Origin of the sequence: Intestinicryptomonas porci, assembly GCF_033971905.1 — a bacterium.
Lineage (GTDB): Bacteria > Verrucomicrobiota > Verrucomicrobiia > Opitutales > Intestinicryptomonadaceae > Intestinicryptomonas > Intestinicryptomonas porci.
The window spans coordinates 219329-235137 of the sequence record NZ_JALBUT010000001.1; the positions used below are offsets into that span (position 1 = coordinate 219329).

Sequence of the window (15809 nt, forward strand, 5' to 3'; positions counted from 1 at the left end):
TATGAAGAAGGCAATTTTTTTAATAGGGCTTTGTTGGGCGGGATTTTTGAATGCCTATTACATGCCGTTTGCGGAAAGCTATGTTGCTGACGAAGAGACGGGGCTTCTCCTTTACGCCTGCGGAAGCGCGACGGGAGGGGACAGCACGGCAATCCACAAAGACGACGCGCGCTTTGCGGACTGGGCGAGCGGCTGGAAAAATTTGGTTTACGGCGTGAATTGCGAAGAGGAATGGCGCAACCCTCAAAACGCCGTGGGCAAGGCAAGCGACAGCGTTTACGACATCGTATGCCTTGGCGACGGCGGTTCAATAACCCTGACTTTCGATTATCCGATTTTCGACGGCGACGGCTTTGATTTTGCGGTGTTTGAAAATTCCTTTGACGAATATTTTTTGGAGCTTGCCTTTGTTGAAGTTTCATCCGACGGCGCGCATTTTGTCCGTTTCCCGAATTTGTATCTTGAAAGCAAGCCGATTGGCGCGTTTGCAAAGAACAATCCGCGCTACATCTACAATCTCGCCTCGAAATATTCCTGCGGATACGGGCATCCTTTCGATCTTTCAGAGCTTAAATCCGCCTATGAATTTGCCCTTTCAAACGGTTGCACATTTTCCGAAGAATACAAAAAATCTCTTCTTGAAAACTATCCTTATTTGGATTTTTCAAACGTTCGCTATGTCCGCATTATAGATATAATAGGGGACGGGAAAACTTTGGACAGCGAAGGGCAGGGGATATACGACCCTGTCGGCTGCGTCGCTTCGGCGGGCTTTGATTTAAACGCGGTGGGCGTGATAAATTCTAAAAAAAATTCCGCATTGAAAACTCAGACAATTCTTTTTACTCCAATTTCCGATCGGCGGCTTACGGGGATTTCTCCGATTTTGCTGGAAGCTTCGGCTTCCTCGAATTTGCCCGTGTCGTTTGAACTCGCGCAGGGGTCGGGAAAGATTGAAAACGGATATTACGTTCCCGCAGAAGGAGTTTCGGAGCGCGTCATAATAAAAGCCGTCCAGAGCGGAAACACTGTTTATGCGTTTGCGTCGGCCTACGTTTCGTTTCTAATTTCGGACAAAAGTTTTCAGGAGATTGTTTTCCCGAAAATTGCGGACTTGCCTGCTCCCGTAGCGTCTCCCAAGCTCATAACCTTGAAGGCGTCGGCTTCTTCGGGATTAAAAGTTTCCTACGATTTGAGCAAGGGGCAGGGGAGCGTGATGAGCTCGAACATTTTAAGGCTTACGGATACGTCCGCTCCGCAGATAATCGAAGTTAAAGCTTCTCAGGGAGGGGACGCAAATTATATGGAGGCCAAGACTATTCTGCGCACGTTCGCGATATATAATCCCGTCGCTTTCAATTCTTCAAATCCGCTTTCAGACGCAAATTCAAACGGATATTGCGACATATTTGAGTACGCGTTCAGCCAGCCGTATTCGGGGCAAAACGACGCCAAGTTTTATCCGCAAATAGAGGTGTTGGGCACTCGCGCGCGCGTGTCTTGGCGAATTTGCGTAGATTCCGACGAGGTGGAAATCACTCCTAAATACAAGCTTAACGATGGCGGTGAAACAGTGCCCGAATATTCTCTCGACTACGAGTATATAGAGGATGGAAAAATTTACAGGGCGTACCACTATGACGTTGATGCCGCCTATGGAGATGAAGTCGGCGCGTATTTTACGGGCGTTTTGAAAAGCGGGGAAACTGCCGATTCTCCCGTGATGTCGCTTCGCTTGGAGTATTCTTTTGAAGATTGGGCGGCGGCAAATTCCCTCAAAGATGCGGACGCGTCGGAGGCTGCGGTTCCGTTTGGCGATTCCATTTCAAATTTGCAAAAGTACGCCTTCGGTTTGAACGGTTCGGGAAGCGCGAGTTTTTCTGAAAACAAGCATTTCAACGTGAAAATCGAAAACGGATGCCCGTCTTTTTCGTTTTCGGTGGCAAAATATGCCTTGGATTATCTTGATGCAACTCCACTTTGGTCTTCCGACATGGTAAATTGGCAGAGTGGAGATTTGCTTTTGGAAACTTCCGATGACGGCAATTTCAAGGTTTACAAAGTCCGCCATTTAAACTCTCAAATAAATCCGATTTTCTTCAAGGCGGTTCTCCGCAAGAAATGAGTTTATATTTTAAAGCGAAGTTGCGAATTAAAAAGCTTGCATTGGCTTTTCCCTCGGTTATGATGGATAAATAAAATAAATTCATTTGATAAATTGAAACTTTTGTTGAAGTTTTCACGATTATAATGGATAAATAAATTTATTTGGGGAGAGTAAAAATGGAGATGGCAAAAAAAATAAGGCTTGCGGAAAATGTTTGGGAACTGCATTCGTCGCTGGTGTTTTCGTCATTGCAAGACGCACGCGAAAAATTCGCCCGTCTTGTCGGTTTCTTGAAGTCGGAAGGGGCGGAACTTTTGGCGATAGAGCTTTTTGCGCCCGAAAAGTACGCGCAGGCGGCGGAAGATTTTAAAAAATCTTTAGGCGTTAAAATTTTGCCGCAGGGTCATGTTTTGCCGCTTGACGAAGTTTCGCTTCCGGAGCTTGCGGGGGCGCACATAACGTCTTTAAAGGGGGCAAAGCCCGAATTTAAAATTACGGAAAAAAATTCCGTCGCGGCTTTCTTTAAATGCGGGGGCGAGGAGTATTGCAGGTCTTTCGGCGTATGCCTGCCTCAGGGAGCCGATTGCGGCGCATCTTACACAAAGGAAGTTTTTAAGGAGCTTAAAGAAGTTTTGGCGTTGGGCGGGTTTAAATTTTCGGACCTTGCGCGCACATGGTTTTACAATGATAAAATTTTGTCGTGGTACGACGATTTCAACAAGGGCAGAACCGAGTTTTTCAATGAAAACGGCGTATTTAAGGGGCTTCTTCCCGCGAGCACGGGCATAGGCTCTCCAAATCCGAAAAAATCGAAAATCCAGGCGGGGCTGATTGGCGTAAAAGACGCGCCAAGGCTTGGCAAAATTTACGAAATCGAAAGCCCTTTGCAGTGCGGGGCGACAAAATACGGAAGCTCTTTTGCGCGCGCCGTCGAAATGAAGTTTGGCACATATTCGCGCATAATGGTCTCGGGAACTGCGTCGATTGCGCCGACGGGGGAAACCCTTTACTTCGGAGACATAAAAAAGCAGGTGGAGCTTACCATGCAAGTTATAGGCGGAATTTTAAAAAGCAGGGGAATGGATTTTTCCGACACAGTGCGCTCCGTTATCTATTGCATGAAGCCCGAATACTATGCCGAGTTCTTGAATTGGCAGAAGAGCAATGTCGAAATTCCGCACACGCCGTCTTACAGCACGGTTTGCCGTGGAGATTTAATGTTTGAAGTTGAGCTTGACGCCGCAAAAAGCTCATAAAAAAAGGCAAGGTTTTCAGCCTTGCCCGATAAATTTACGCTCCGAATGAATATACCGTTGCGCTCGTGTAAGTGTCTTCGGGATATAGTTCTATGCTTGCGAAGTGCGGGTTGTGTACCGCGTCGGGGCAGTGTTGCGTTTCAAGGCAAAGCCCCGCGTATTTGTTGTATGTCGCCCCGTTTTTTCCCTTGACGTTGTTTACGAAGTTTGCGGAGTAAAACTGCATTGCGGGCTCTGTCGTATATACCGACATTGTTCTGCCCGTTTTGGGGTCGAAAACATTTGCGGCGTTTACGAGGTCGCAAGAGGAATTTCTCAAAACAAAGTTATGGTCATAGCCTCCGTTTGCCTCTGTTATGAGCCTGCCTCCCATCTCGATTCCTTTTCCTATTGCGGTGGGTTTTCGCAAATCAAGCGGCGTTTTTGAGACATTTAGAATTTCGCCCGTAGGAATGTATTTTGCGTTGTTGTTTGTGTAGAAATCGGCATTTATTTGAATTTCGTGCGAAAGTATATCTTTCGATTTTCCGCCAGAGAGATTGAAGTAGGAATGGTTTGTGAGGTTGCAGAGTGTGGGCTTGTCGGTAAATGCGGAGTATTCTATCGCAAGGGAATTGTCTTCGGTAAGCCTGTAAAACACGGTTATATCGAGGTTGCCAGGGTAGCCCTCTTCGCCGTCTTTTGAAATTCTGTGGAGCACTACACCCTTCCAGCCGTCTCCCGAGCATGTATCGATGTCCCAGATTACTTTGTCAAAGCCTTTTACGCCGCCGTGAAGGTGGTTGTTGTTTGCTTTTTCGTTTACGGCGACTTTATATTTTTTGTTGCCTATGGAAAATTTGCCGCCCGAAATCCTGTTGCCTACCCTGCCTATGAGCGCGCCGAAAAAGCAGTTGCTTTTCAGGTACTCCGACGGGGTGTCATGCCCCAACACCACGTCCGCGCTTCTGCCCGACGCATCGGGTGCGTGAAGGCTCATTATTATGCCGCCCAAGTTTGCGACGCGCATTTTCATTTCGGCGCATTTTACTTCAATTATTTTGTATTCGCTCATGTTTTTGTATTTTTAAGAAAAGGGTTTTATGGATTTAAGTATTGGACTGCGCGCGGCGGGCGTCAATATTTTCTTGCCTTTGGCGGGGTTAAAAATAGTTTACGGGTTTTATTCATTTTTTTATATGCCGATATTCGAATACAAGTGCAAAAAGTGCGGGAAGGTTTTTGAAGTCGTTTTGACGAGTTCAAAGCGCAAGCCGAAATGTCCCGCGTGCAATTCGTCCGCTCTTGAAAAGCTTATTTCCGTTTTTTCTCCCGTGCATTCGCAAAAATCGAAAACCCCGAAGTGCGAATGTTCGGAAAGCCGAGGGGAATGTTGCGGAAACTGCATGTGCCGTAGTTAGAATATGCGAACTCTTTTGGGAAGATTTTTTGTTTTGTTTTTGTGCGTCCAGTCTGTGTTTTTGGGCGGTTGCAATTCGCGCGAAAAGCCGACTGCGGAGACCGCGAAAATAAATCTTCCACGCAGAACTTCGCGCACTCTTTTTGAAGAGCGACTTCTTGGCTTGGTGCGCGAAAGCGAACTCTTGGCGCGCGACGTTTCTTCAAAGAAGGCCGCTCCGCTCGAAGCCAGAATGCGCTTAAACGAGCTTGAAAAATCATGGACGGAGTTTGCGGCGGAACATCCCGACAACATCGAAGCGCAAATTTTGTACGGAAAGTTTTTGCGCAGTGCGCGCTTTGACGAAGCCGCCTACAAGGTCTTTTTGAAAGTCGATAAAAAAAATCCGAATTTTGCGGTGGTAAAACAGCAGCTTTCGACTTACGAGGCGGAGCAAAAAGACTTTAAAAGCTCTTATTTGCACATAAAAGAGGCAGTTTCTTTGGAGCCTGGGTCGGCGGTTTATCTGGCCCAGCTTGGCGAGCTTTTGTTTAAGGCGGGTGCATATCTTGTAAAAAGCGGTGAAATCTCAAAAGAAAGTCGGGATGTTGAAATGCAGGACGCTTTCAAGCGGGCGAGCGAATTGGAAAGCGAAAGTTTCGATTTTCTGGCAAGGTACGCCCAGTCTTTTTACGATGTATCTTCCCCCGACTGGGAAGCGGCGCTTTCTGTTTGGAAGAGGGCTGAAACTCTTGCGCCGTTCGGTTTTGAAAAAGACGAGGCGCGGTTGCATGTGGCAAAAATTTCAATCGCGCTTGGCGATTTGGATGGGGCAAAATCCGCCTTGCGGGAAATAAAGGCAGAAAACTATTTGAAGGAGCGGGCTTCGTTGGAAGCTTTGCTTGAAAAGAAAAAATCCGAAATTTTAAATTCGCAAAATTTAAGCGAATGATTTTTGATGCTTTAAGTTATGGGAAATATTGAAGAGAAGATTATTTTTTACATAATACTTTTGATAAGCATAGCGATGCACGAGTTCGGGCATGCCTTTGCCGCGGACAAGCTTGGCGACCCTCTGCCGCGCTCGATGGGGCGCGTCACGCTGAACCCTCTCGCCCATGCCGACAAGGTTGGAACTTTCATATTGCCGCTTGTTATGATTTTTACGGGCGCGCCGTTTTTATTCGGTTGGGGCAAGCCCGTTTACGTCTCTTTGCCTAATCCCAAAACCAGAATGCGCGACGATCTCCTATCTACTGCTTGCGGGCCTTTGGCGAATTTGGTTTTGGCGTTGATTTCTTCCATTCTTTTTGCGCTGGGCTATTTTTATAAAATAGACGCCTTGAAGGACATTGCGCTTCTTGCCCTGCAGGTAAACTGCGTGCTGTTTGTCTTTAACATGCTGCCCGTTCCGCCGCTTGACGGTTCGCATTTTTTGCGCTATGCGCTGAACGTGTCAAACGAGACATACGCAAAAATCGAGCGCAACGGCTTTTGGATTTTGCTTCTTTTGATTTTCCTGCCGCAGACGAGCGGAATCTTGAATTATTTGATAAATATCGTAATTCAAGGCTTTGCTTTCATCGCGGGGCTGGTTGTTGAACTTCTTGCCAAAATTTCCTGACATGCCAATTTATAGATACATAACGATAGAAGACGGTAAAGACGGGGAGATTTTTGAAGTCGAGCAGTCCGCGTCTGCGCCTACATTGAAATTTCATCCCGAAAACGGCAAGCCCGTCCGCAGGATTTACGACGCCCCGAACATTCAGACCCAATACACAAAAGGCAGGGAAAATAAGCTTTCTGACGTAAATTATGTAAAGAGCAAGGGCTTCCAAATACTTGAAAAAGACAAAATATCGGGCAAGTATTTTAAAAAGTAAATTTTCGCGGAAAAATTTTTTTCGAGACTGCGGCTTTTTTGCTCTTACAGCTTGCCTATGAAAACTTTTTATGCTTTCATAACGCAAAATGGACGACTTGTTTGACGGTGTAAAATCCAATCAATCGGAAACGGAAAGCATACCGCTTACCGCTCCGCTTGCCGTGCGGATGCGCCCCCGCAATTTGTCGGAAGTCGTGGGGCATAGGCATATATTGGCAAAGGGGTGCCTTTTGCCGCGCCTGGTTTCGGCAAACAATTTCGGCTCTCTCATGTTTTACGGGCCTCCCGGATGCGGCAAGACGACATTGGCGGAAGTCATTGCAAGGGAGACAAAAAGTCGCTTTGTCAAGATAAACGCTGTGCTTTCAAATGTCGCGGAAATCAGGGACGAGCTTAAAATGGCGCGGTATTTGAAGGGCGAGCGCACGATTTTGTTTATCGACGAAATCCACCGCTTCAACAAGGCGCAGCAAGACCTTCTTCTTCCCGATGTCGAAGACGGCAATATCCGCTTAATCGGGGCGACAACCCATAATCCGGGCTTTTACATAAATGCGCCGCTTCTTTCCAGAAGCCATCTTTTCAAGCTGGAGCCTCTTGGCGCGGAAGATGTCGCATTTGTCTTGCGCAGGGCGTTGTCGGACGTTGAAAGGGGGCTTGGCGCGTTCAAGATAAGGGCGTCGGACGAAATCTTAAAAAGCCTTGCGGGCATTTGCGATGGCGATATGCGCAGAGCCTTGAACGCCCTTGAAACAATCGTTTTGGGAATGGGCGGAGGCAAGGAAATGACGCCGTCCGACATCGAAATTTTCGCGCGCGAGCGAAGAATAAGATACGATGCCGACGAAGACGAGCATTACGACACGATTTCAGCTTTCATAAAATCAATCCGCGGCTGCGACCCCGATGCCGCAATGTATTGGCTTGCAAAAATGCTTGAAGGCGGCGAAGACCCGCGCTTCATTGCGCGGAGGCTTGTCATACTTGCAAGCGAAGACGTCGGGCTTGCCGATTCAAGAGGGCTTTTGATTGCAAACGCGGCGTTCGACGCCTGCGAAAGAGTTGGTCTTCCCGAATGTGAGCTAAATCTTGCCCATGCCGTGATATTTTTGGCGTGCGCCCCAAAGAGCAATTCTGCCACTCTCGCCCTCGCGGCGGCGCATTCCGCGGTTAGAGAAAATCTGCAAAGCGTGCCCCTTCACCTGCGGGATTCGCACACGAAGTTGAACAGGGCGATGGGGCATGGCGCGGAATACATATACTCCCACGAATGCCCCGAAAACATAAGCGGGCAGGACTATATGGAAAAACCTGTTCAACTTTATAAGCCCAAGCTTTCGGGCTCTGAAAAACAGATTGCGGAAAGGCTTGCAAATTACAAAGAATTGAAAAAACTCATAAGGCAAAAGAAGGCAAAAAGATGAAAGAGGAAATTTATAAGGTAAAAATTACCAACAGGGTAAACTTCGGTTTTTGGAAAGGGTGCGGGATAATTGCCATTGCGCTTTTGATGGCGGAGTTTACGATGGGCAATTCCATTGGCTTTGACAATCCTTTTGCGTTTTTCGGGCTTGTTTTGGTGATATGGTTTTTAAACCTTCTTTTAAAGCCGCTTTTAATCGTGTTTACCCTGCCGTTTGTTTTGTTTACGCTTGGCGCGGGCATAATATTATTAAATGCAATCATTATTTGGCTTGCCGAAAAATGCGTTCCCGGGATATGTATAAATTCGTTTTGGACTGCCCTTTGGGCGGGGTTTTTAATCGAGGCAATTTCGTGGATTTTCGCGATAGTTGAAGCGGACAAGGTATTCAAGCGAAAAAAAACGGAATAAAGCGGGCAAAAAAACGGAATAAAACGGAATGAAAAGGCATTTCATAAGAAATGAAAGATAGAGCTTCGCAACCGTAATAGAAGCCTTTTCATTCCTCGCGCTCCATGTTGGTTTTGCTCAGGGGGCAGTACAAAGTACAGCTCCCCGTTGCACTCGCTTGCTTGGTTGGCTTCGCCAATCCGCGCTGTTCTCGCCCCTTCGGGGTAATTTGCTTCGCAAATTATGCTACCCACAAACTTGCTTCGCAACTTGCGTGTTCGCAAAACACAACAGCATCGCGCGTTTCTTCCGTTTTTTACGTCTCAAAGCCCACACCTATCAAACAGCTTAATACAATCCCATACCCATTCCAATTTCGCGTATCAAGTAGCTGAATTTAAATTAGGACTTATTTTTTCTATGTATTTACAAATGTCGGCGGACTTATGTCCGCAAGTCGAACATACGCCGAAATATATAGTACAAACTGCTTGCAGTTTGCCCGAAGGACTATAACACAAAGCAAACGAGTGTAAAAAAAGCCAATATTTAGTGAGATAACGAAATCCCAAACCCTAATAAAAAATATGTTTGATATGCTGTCTTAGAATAGAGACGGAATTTTGTCAAACTGTTTGAAACAGGCAGAAATCTAAACCAAATTAAGAAAAAAAGTTTTTGATAGGATGTTTTGGAATGGAGACGGAATTTCGTTAAGTTATTTGATAGGTGGGAATTTTGGGTACGTAAAAAAACGGAATAAACGCGCGATGAGTACATCCCAAAAAGTTTTCTTCAAAAACATTTTTGGGAACCCTGTCTGTTGAGCTTTTACGAGCGTCGGCGACCACGCTTGCGTGGGTAGCTTTGCGAAAGCAAAGAGCCGAGCGTAGCGAGTGCCGAGACATTTGCGAATGCAAATGCGAGTACAACTTACGTCCGCAAGTCGAAGTAAAAGCCAACATGGAGCGCGAGGGCGGAAAAAATTTTATTTCGGAAGCGCAGCTGTAAAAGTCGTGATGTTTGATAGGTGTGGGCTTTGGGACGTAAAAAACGGAATAAATGCCCGATGCTCTTCTTATCCCAAAAAGTTTTTTGCAAAAACATTTTCGGGAACCCTGTCTTGCGGATTTCGAGGCGTCAGCGTACAAATGTACGCAAGTCCGAAGAAATCCCAAGATGGAGGGCAAGACCACGCTTGCGTGGGTAGCTTTGCCGAAAGGCAAAGAGCCGAGCGTAGCGAGTGCCGAGACTTGCGAAGCAAGCGAGTACAAATGGGCAAAAAATCTATCTATTACGGAAGCGTCAGCTCTTTATCTTTTAGATTTTTTGTTTTTGCCCATTCCGTTTTATTCCTTTTTTTTCGCGGGAGAATGCCCACGCTATTCTTCCCTTCGGCTTGATTTTTTTCGTGGAATGCGGAAGTTGAGGCTTGCCCGTAAAATGCTTTTTTTGCGCGACTGTTTTATTTTTCGCCTTTTGCGGATGCTCCCTTGAAAATCTTTCAATGGCGGATTTGTTGAAATTATCTGCGTCTTTTTCGGAAACGCCGTAGCCGTCGGAGTCAAATCCCTTTGCGTTTTGTTGCGGGGAAGACTTGGGGCTTTTGGGCTGTCTTTTGTAAACGAGCTTTTTGTTCGAATGCATAAGCTCCATTGCCTCTTGGCTGTGGAAAGGATTGTCGGAGGCTTCGGGAATTGATTTTCTTATGCAGCGTTCTATCGCGCGAAGAAGCGGAACTTCGTTTGAAGAGCATAGCGAAAAAGCCTGCCCTTCGGCTTCAGCCCTTGCTGTTCTTCCAATCCTATGGACATAGGTTTCGGCTTCTTCTGGAAGGTCGTAGTTTATCACAAGCGACATAGCCTTTACGTCGATTCCGCGCGCGGCGATGTCGGTTGCAACCAGTACTCTGCTTTCGCGGTTCTTAAATCTTTCAAGCGCGTTTTTGCGCGATGACTGCGACTTGTTGCCGTGTATCACCGACGCGTTGAATGCCTTGCCCGCAAGTCTATTTGCAACTTTGTTTGCCCCGTGCTTTGTTCGGCAGAACACGAGGGCGATGGAGTCGGGCTCTCTTTTGAATTTTTGCTCTATGAGATATTTCAAAAGCGCGATTTTGTTGTCCGGCTCCACAAAGCATACCTGCTGGTCGATTTTTTCCACTGTCGGGCTTTCGGGAGAGATTGAAATGCGCTTGGGATTTTTCACGATTGAAGAGGCGAGCGATTCTACTTCGCGTGAAAGCGTTGCTGAAAACAGCATCGAAAGCCTGTCTCCGGGCAGTTTTGCGCAAATTGTGCGGATGTCGTTTATAAAGCCCATGTCGAGCATTCTGTCGGCTTCGTCCAAAACTAAAAATTCGACGCTTGCAAAGCTTAGTTTCTTTTGTCGAAAGAGGTCGATGAGCCTTCCTGGGGTCGCAATCAAAATGTCAACCCCCTTTTCGAGGGCGAGTATTTGCTGGTTTTGCGATACTCCTCCGTATATTTTGCATATTTTTATGTCTGTAAATTTTGCGTATTTTACGGCATTTTCCGCAACTTGTTCGGCAAGTTCCCTCGTCGGGACGAGCACGAGCGCGCGGAAGTGTCCGCTTTCCACGAAGCCGAAAGAATCGGAGATTTTTTGCAGTATCGGCAGCATGAACGCGGCGGTTTTGCCCGTGCCTGTTTGCGCGCATCCGAATATGTCGGAACCTGAAAGAATTTCGGGAATTGCCTTGCGTTGAATGGGAGACGGCTTTTCGTAGCCCAAAAGTTCGACTGCTTTTAAAATTTGTTCGGAAAGACCCAAGTCTTTAAATGTTTCGTTTGCCATAAAATTTAAAAGAGACAAGGTTTTGTCAAAAAGGGATTATTGCAAGATAAAATTTCCCGTGTCTTTGATTTTTGGGATGCTTTTGGCGTTTTTATAAAGAAACTCGCATTTTACTGTCAAAAAAAACGAGAAACAGGAAAAATTTTTTCTCAAAAGGACAAAAAAGGCTTGAAGTCCGTCTGCTATCTTGAATAAAGTAAAAACTTATGAACTTTAAGCAATTTTTATTTTTGGCTGCACTTTGCCTGCCTTTTTCTCTTTTGGCGCAAGCGTCAAAGGTTCAGAAAGAGTCCGTTGAAGTGAGCGACATTAAATTCTCAACCATAAAGAAGAACGACGTTGCGGGAGCAGGCGGCAATATGGTTCGTTGCGAAGTCGTGCTTTTTTCAAAGACGGGCGACCCCGAAAACCCGAAATCAAAATGGGTTAGAAATGTCGAAGTCGAAATTATGGTCGCGTATGAGGACATGAAGTCGGGCGGCGGCAAAAAGGGCAAATACCAGTTTATGCGCTCAAAGGCAAAGGTTTTTGCCATCGAAAAGATGAAGAAAACTTCCGTTGTTTTCTACATTCCGTGGGAAAGCTATTCGGTTTACGGCATAACGGGCGATCCTTACATGTACAAGGTTTCATTGTCTGCGGGCGGAAATGACATTCCCCTCACGGCGGAAAATTTGAAAAACAGAATTTCAAAAAATGTAAAGAGCATGAAGGACCTCGAAGCTCTTGAAGAAAAAATAGGAAGCTCGTCCTCCACAAACGACGGCGTGTTCAAGCCTTTGAACGAATGCGCCTACAATATTCAAAGCTACGAATACAATTCTTCAAAGCAGTCTGTCCCGACATATATGCAGACGCGTTAACCCTTTAATTTAAGGCATTTGCCTTTGCGCTCCGCAAGGGCTGATGCCGTATTTACAATATCCCTCTTCCAAAAAAATGAGTCAGAAAAGCAAACTTATAATAAACTGTGGAACAACGCAGGTAAGCGCGGGTCTTTTCAGTGTGTCGGGCGGTCGCCTGGTTCTTGAAAGTTTCGACGTGCGCGATTTGGAATATGACTTCGGAATGCCGGAAGCATGGCTTTCGGCGTTGAATGCCGCCTTGAAGAGCATGAGGCTTTCGGGCAAGGCGAATGTCATTGTTCCCACTGCAAACATTCTTACGAAAACAATAACGGTGCCGCACGTTGACGATGTGGCAAAGCGCGACGAAGTCGTCGAGTTTGAGGCGCGCAAAAATATACCCTATGATTTGAGCGAAGTCACATGGGGCTATCAAGTCATAGCCGATGACGGAATCGAAGCCGAAGTTTTGTTGGTTTCGATGAAAACGGGCGTGGCGGACGACATCTGCCTTTCGGTTTCCATGGGTGGGCTTTCAACGGCAAACCTCGAGCCGTCTTCAATTCTCGACTACAATGCTTGGAAATATTGCGGTCTTGAAGACAATGTAATGATTTTGAACATCGGCGCAAAGGCTTCCAACTTAATCATAGTAAGGGGCGATTCCGATTTCTTTGTGCGCAGCGTTCCCATAGGCGGCAATGCAATCACCCAGTCGATAAGCGACAATTTGGGCAAGAGTTTCATGCAGGCGGAGTCAATCAAGCGCAAGGTTTTGGCGGACGCCGCCGAAATGGCTTCAAACGACGCTGTGGCGGAAATCATCAAAAACGGCGTGATAACCGTTTCAAAAAGAATTTCAACCGAACTAAAACGCTCCATATTGAGCTACAAGCGCAAGGGCGCGGCAACTCCGCAAAAGCTCTATCTCACAGGCAGGGGCGCGCTCACTACGGGCTTGGCGGAATATCTTTGCGAAGAGTTGAAGGCGGATGTCCAGTTCTTGGATGTTTTGTCAAACCTGACAGTTTCTCCTTCTGTAAACGGGGAAAAATTAAAGGATGCCTCGGTGCATCTTAGCGAGCTTGTCGGCGAAGCGGCAAGAATGGTTTTGCCGTCATCGGTCGGCATAAATTTGCTTCCGCGGCACATTGTTGAAGAAAGTGCGTTCAAGCGCAAAATGCCTCTTCTTTTCCTCGGCGCGGCGCTGCTTGCCGCGGCGGTTGTTCCGCCTTTTATGGCGTTGCAGGAAAGCATCAAGTTTAACGATGCCAAATTCAGGGAATTTAATTCGAGGATACCCGCTCTCGAGCAAGATGCCGTAGCTTTGGCTGAAAAGCGCGACGCCGCGAATGTTTTGGTCGATAAAATCGCCGACTTGGACATCTTGGCAAAATCGAAATCGAACTGGATAAACTTGTTCGCCGAATTTGAAAAGAGCCTTTTCGAGGAAAAGGACGTTTGGCTTGACGATTTGAAGGTAATCCGCACTAAAACAAAGGACGGCAAGCCCGACTATCGTTTGCAGTTCTCAGGCAGGCTTCTCTTAAAGGATGTAGGCGACGACAACACTTACGATGCGAAAGCGGCTCTTGAAAAAATAAAGGCTCTCCTTAGCAAATTTGAAAAGAGCTCCTTTATTGAAAAGATAGACGACATCAGCACCGACAACACAAATCCGAGAATTTTGAAGTTCAACTTCACATCCGTGGTAAAATCCGACAAACCCATATAATATGAAACACTTTAAACAACATCCGATATTTGCCGCCGTTTTTGCGCTTCTGTTGGCGGCGTTTGTTGGCGGGGCAGTTTATGATTTTGTCCTTTTCAACAAAAACACTGCGGCTGCAAGGAAGGCGCAGCAGGCGGTAAACAAGTACGAAAACGCAATCCAAAAAGCTCCCGTCAAAGAAAGCTTGGCGCAGGCGGACGCAAACTTGAAAGGTTTGCAGGGAAAGCTTGAAAGCCTTGACAAGGAGTTGAGCCGCGATTCCACAAAAGTTCTTGCGGCGTCTCCCGTGACGCAGGGGTTTGAGCTTGTCGAACACTTGCGTTCCATGACGGACAAATGGACAAATGCGGCGACCGAAAAGGGCATTTCCGTTCCCGAAAACTTTAAGTTTTCGTTTGAAAACTATGTTTCGGGCAAGTCTAAGCCCGAAGACGAAGCGGTGCTCGCTTTGTGGAAGCAGGCAAGTATTTTGGACAATATTTTGCAAAAGCTGTTCAATTCAAAGCCCGACAATGCTCCTATGGGCATAGTTGCTGTTCAGCGCGAAATTCTGCCAATAGAACTTGAAGCCCAGGCAAAGACGCAGAAGAATTCTTCGCGCAGAACGCGTGTCGCAAGAGGAGCGCGCGACAACATGACAGGCGATACTTTCACTGTCGATCCTTACATTACTGCGCGCAAAAAGGGCAGTGTAAGCGCACTCGGATATCGCATTGTCTTTACGGGGTACACCGAAAACATGCGCAGATTTTTAAACGAGCTTAACAGTTTTGACCTCATGCTTGTGGTGCGCTCGGTTGAAGTAAAGCCGTCGCTTGGCTCTGCAAAGCGAGTTGTGCGCACAGAGGAAGACGATGCTCTCTTGTCGGCGTTCGGTGGAGCGGGCGCAAAGGAAGAATCGGTGGAAGTCTCTAAGGACCCCGTCGTTTCAGAGAACGTTTCGGAATTTACATTCGTAATCGAGTACGTTGAAGTTGACAAAAACGCGGTTTCCGAAAACAAGAAATCCGACGAAGCGGAAGAAAACACGCAGGAGTAGTTTATTATGGAAAAGCATTACGAAAAAATATTGTTTCTCGTGGCGGTTTTAGTCGCGGGGGCATCGGCGTATTTTTATCTCGGAAGCGAAGGCAAACTTGCCAAGGCAAAGTCTCAGATGCAGGCTTCATTGCAGGGAAAACCGAGCGGAGAGCCGTGGCAGAACATTCCCGTTCCCGAAGTCAATGCCGAAGTCACTTCAACCTGGGAGGCTGTAAAGCCGCAGGATGAAGACGGACTTTGGCTTTACCAGCTCTTCACTTCGCCTAAAATCTGGGTTGACTCCGACGGCAAATTTATTGTAGAGCCGCCTTTCCAAAAGGAAGTCATCAAAAAACTTTTCGGCTTCAAGTATGGCGAGCTTAAAAATGAAGCTTATCCAATCAAGTGGAAGGGCTATTTTGTTTCCGGCGACGGCTCCAAGATTGTGCAGCTTTTCGACGAATCTCAAAACCAGTCAATGATAGGCAAGTTAAACGAGGAAATCAAAGTTCGCAAGGCGGGCTCGGTGACAGGCGAAACTGTCGGCTCCGGCATAACCGTCAAGAGCTTTGAAGAAATCCGCCAAAAGGAAGATTCCGGTTTGATTCGCAAGGTGACGAAAGTTGTTTTGTTTGATAAAAATATCGGAAAAGAAATTGTGATATTTTCAAACAAGCCGACATTCCTCGAAGAAAGCCGCACGATTTCTCTTCTTCCCGACAACGGATCGGACTCTGTTTGGCTCGTGAGAAAGGTTGGCGACAAGTTTGAGGCTAACGGCGCGGTTTACACTGTCAAGGAGCTTGACTTTGAAAACGAAGTTGTCGTCGTTGAGAAAGTTCCCAATGAAAAGGGAGCACCTGTGCAGCTCATGAAAATGTCTAAAAACGGAGGCAACGAGCTTTTGAAGTAGCAGAGTAAAATTTTTGAAAAAAAAGCTTTAATTTTTT

The 15809-nt window shown here is 46.6% G+C and carries 14 protein-coding genes; 12 read left to right on the forward strand and 2 right to left on the reverse strand.

Going from position 1 to position 15809, the window contains the following annotated elements; genetic code table 11:
* Position 1 precedes the first annotated feature (1 nt).
* On the forward strand, positions 2 to 2125 hold the full coding sequence (locus tag MOX91_RS01055) for a hypothetical protein (RefSeq protein ID WP_370396222.1): 2124 nt from the start codon (positions 2 to 4) through the stop codon (positions 2123 to 2125).
* A gap of 164 nt (positions 2126 to 2289) precedes the next feature.
* On the forward strand, positions 2290 to 3363 hold the full coding sequence (locus MOX91_RS01060; protein ID WP_370396223.1) for a Rid family hydrolase: 1074 nt from the start codon (positions 2290 to 2292) through the stop codon (positions 3361 to 3363).
* A 34-nt stretch (positions 3364 to 3397) separates the two neighbouring features.
* Here MOX91_RS01060 and MOX91_RS01065 read toward each other — a convergent pair whose 3' ends face one another.
* Positions 3398 to 4417, reverse strand: a complete 1020-nt coding sequence (locus tag MOX91_RS01065; RefSeq protein WP_370396224.1) for an aldose epimerase family protein — start codon at positions 4415 to 4417, stop codon at positions 3398 to 3400.
* A 28-nt stretch (positions 4418 to 4445) separates the two neighbouring features.
* On the opposite strand from MOX91_RS01065, the gene MOX91_RS01070 reads away from it, so the two are divergent.
* From MOX91_RS01070 to MOX91_RS01095, 6 genes are all read left to right on the forward strand, one after another.
* Positions 4446 to 4763 (forward strand): FmdB family zinc ribbon protein, encoded by a 318-nt coding sequence (locus tag MOX91_RS01070; RefSeq protein ID WP_370396225.1) that lies wholly within the window; start codon positions 4446 to 4448, stop codon positions 4761 to 4763.
* 15 nt (positions 4764 to 4778) lie between these two features.
* Positions 4779 to 5693: a tetratricopeptide repeat protein gene (locus MOX91_RS01075; protein ID WP_370396226.1), complete on the forward strand. Its 915-nt coding sequence runs from the start codon at positions 4779 to 4781 to the stop codon at positions 5691 to 5693.
* A gap of 18 nt (positions 5694 to 5711) precedes the next feature.
* Positions 5712 to 6365, forward strand: a complete 654-nt coding sequence (locus tag MOX91_RS01080; RefSeq protein WP_370396227.1) for a site-2 protease family protein — start codon at positions 5712 to 5714, stop codon at positions 6363 to 6365.
* Between the two features lies 1 nt (position 6366).
* Positions 6367 to 6627 (forward strand): FmdB family zinc ribbon protein, encoded by a 261-nt coding sequence (locus tag MOX91_RS01085; RefSeq protein WP_370396228.1) that lies wholly within the window; start codon positions 6367 to 6369, stop codon positions 6625 to 6627.
* An 88-nt stretch (positions 6628 to 6715) separates the two neighbouring features.
* Positions 6716 to 8053, forward strand: a complete 1338-nt coding sequence (locus MOX91_RS01090; RefSeq protein WP_370396229.1) for a replication-associated recombination protein A — start codon at positions 6716 to 6718, stop codon at positions 8051 to 8053.
* Positions 8050 to 8463: a phage holin family protein gene (locus tag MOX91_RS01095; protein WP_370396230.1), complete on the forward strand. Its 414-nt coding sequence runs from the start codon at positions 8050 to 8052 to the stop codon at positions 8461 to 8463. The genes MOX91_RS01090 and MOX91_RS01095 overlap by 4 nt, the downstream gene beginning before the upstream one ends.
* 1299 nt (positions 8464 to 9762) lie before the next feature.
* On the opposite strand, the gene MOX91_RS01100 is transcribed toward MOX91_RS01095, so the two are convergent.
* A complete protein-coding gene (locus MOX91_RS01100; protein WP_370396231.1) occupies positions 9763 to 11259 on the reverse strand; it encodes a DEAD/DEAH box helicase in 1497 nt (498 codons plus the stop codon).
* Between the two features lie 206 nt (positions 11260 to 11465).
* Here MOX91_RS01100 and MOX91_RS01105 point away from each other — a divergent pair, with 206 nt between their 5' ends.
* From MOX91_RS01105 to MOX91_RS01120, 4 genes are all read left to right on the forward strand, one after another.
* A complete protein-coding gene (locus MOX91_RS01105) occupies positions 11466 to 12122 on the forward strand; it encodes a hypothetical protein (RefSeq protein ID WP_370396232.1) in 657 nt (218 codons plus the stop codon).
* A 76-nt stretch (positions 12123 to 12198) separates the two neighbouring features.
* Positions 12199 to 13839 carry a pilus assembly protein PilM gene (gene pilM / locus MOX91_RS01110; RefSeq protein WP_370396233.1) on the forward strand — a complete coding sequence of 547 codons (1641 nt, stop codon included), beginning with the start codon at positions 12199 to 12201 and terminating at the stop codon, positions 13837 to 13839.
* Between the two features lies 1 nt (position 13840).
* Positions 13841 to 14878 carry a hypothetical protein gene (locus MOX91_RS01115; RefSeq protein WP_370396234.1) on the forward strand — a complete coding sequence of 346 codons (1038 nt, stop codon included), beginning with the start codon at positions 13841 to 13843 and terminating at the stop codon, positions 14876 to 14878.
* A gap of 6 nt (positions 14879 to 14884) precedes the next feature.
* Complete coding sequence (locus MOX91_RS01120; RefSeq protein WP_370396235.1) at positions 14885 to 15772, forward strand: hypothetical protein; 888 nt, start codon at positions 14885 to 14887, stop codon at positions 15770 to 15772.
* Positions 15773 to 15809 lie beyond the last annotated feature (37 nt).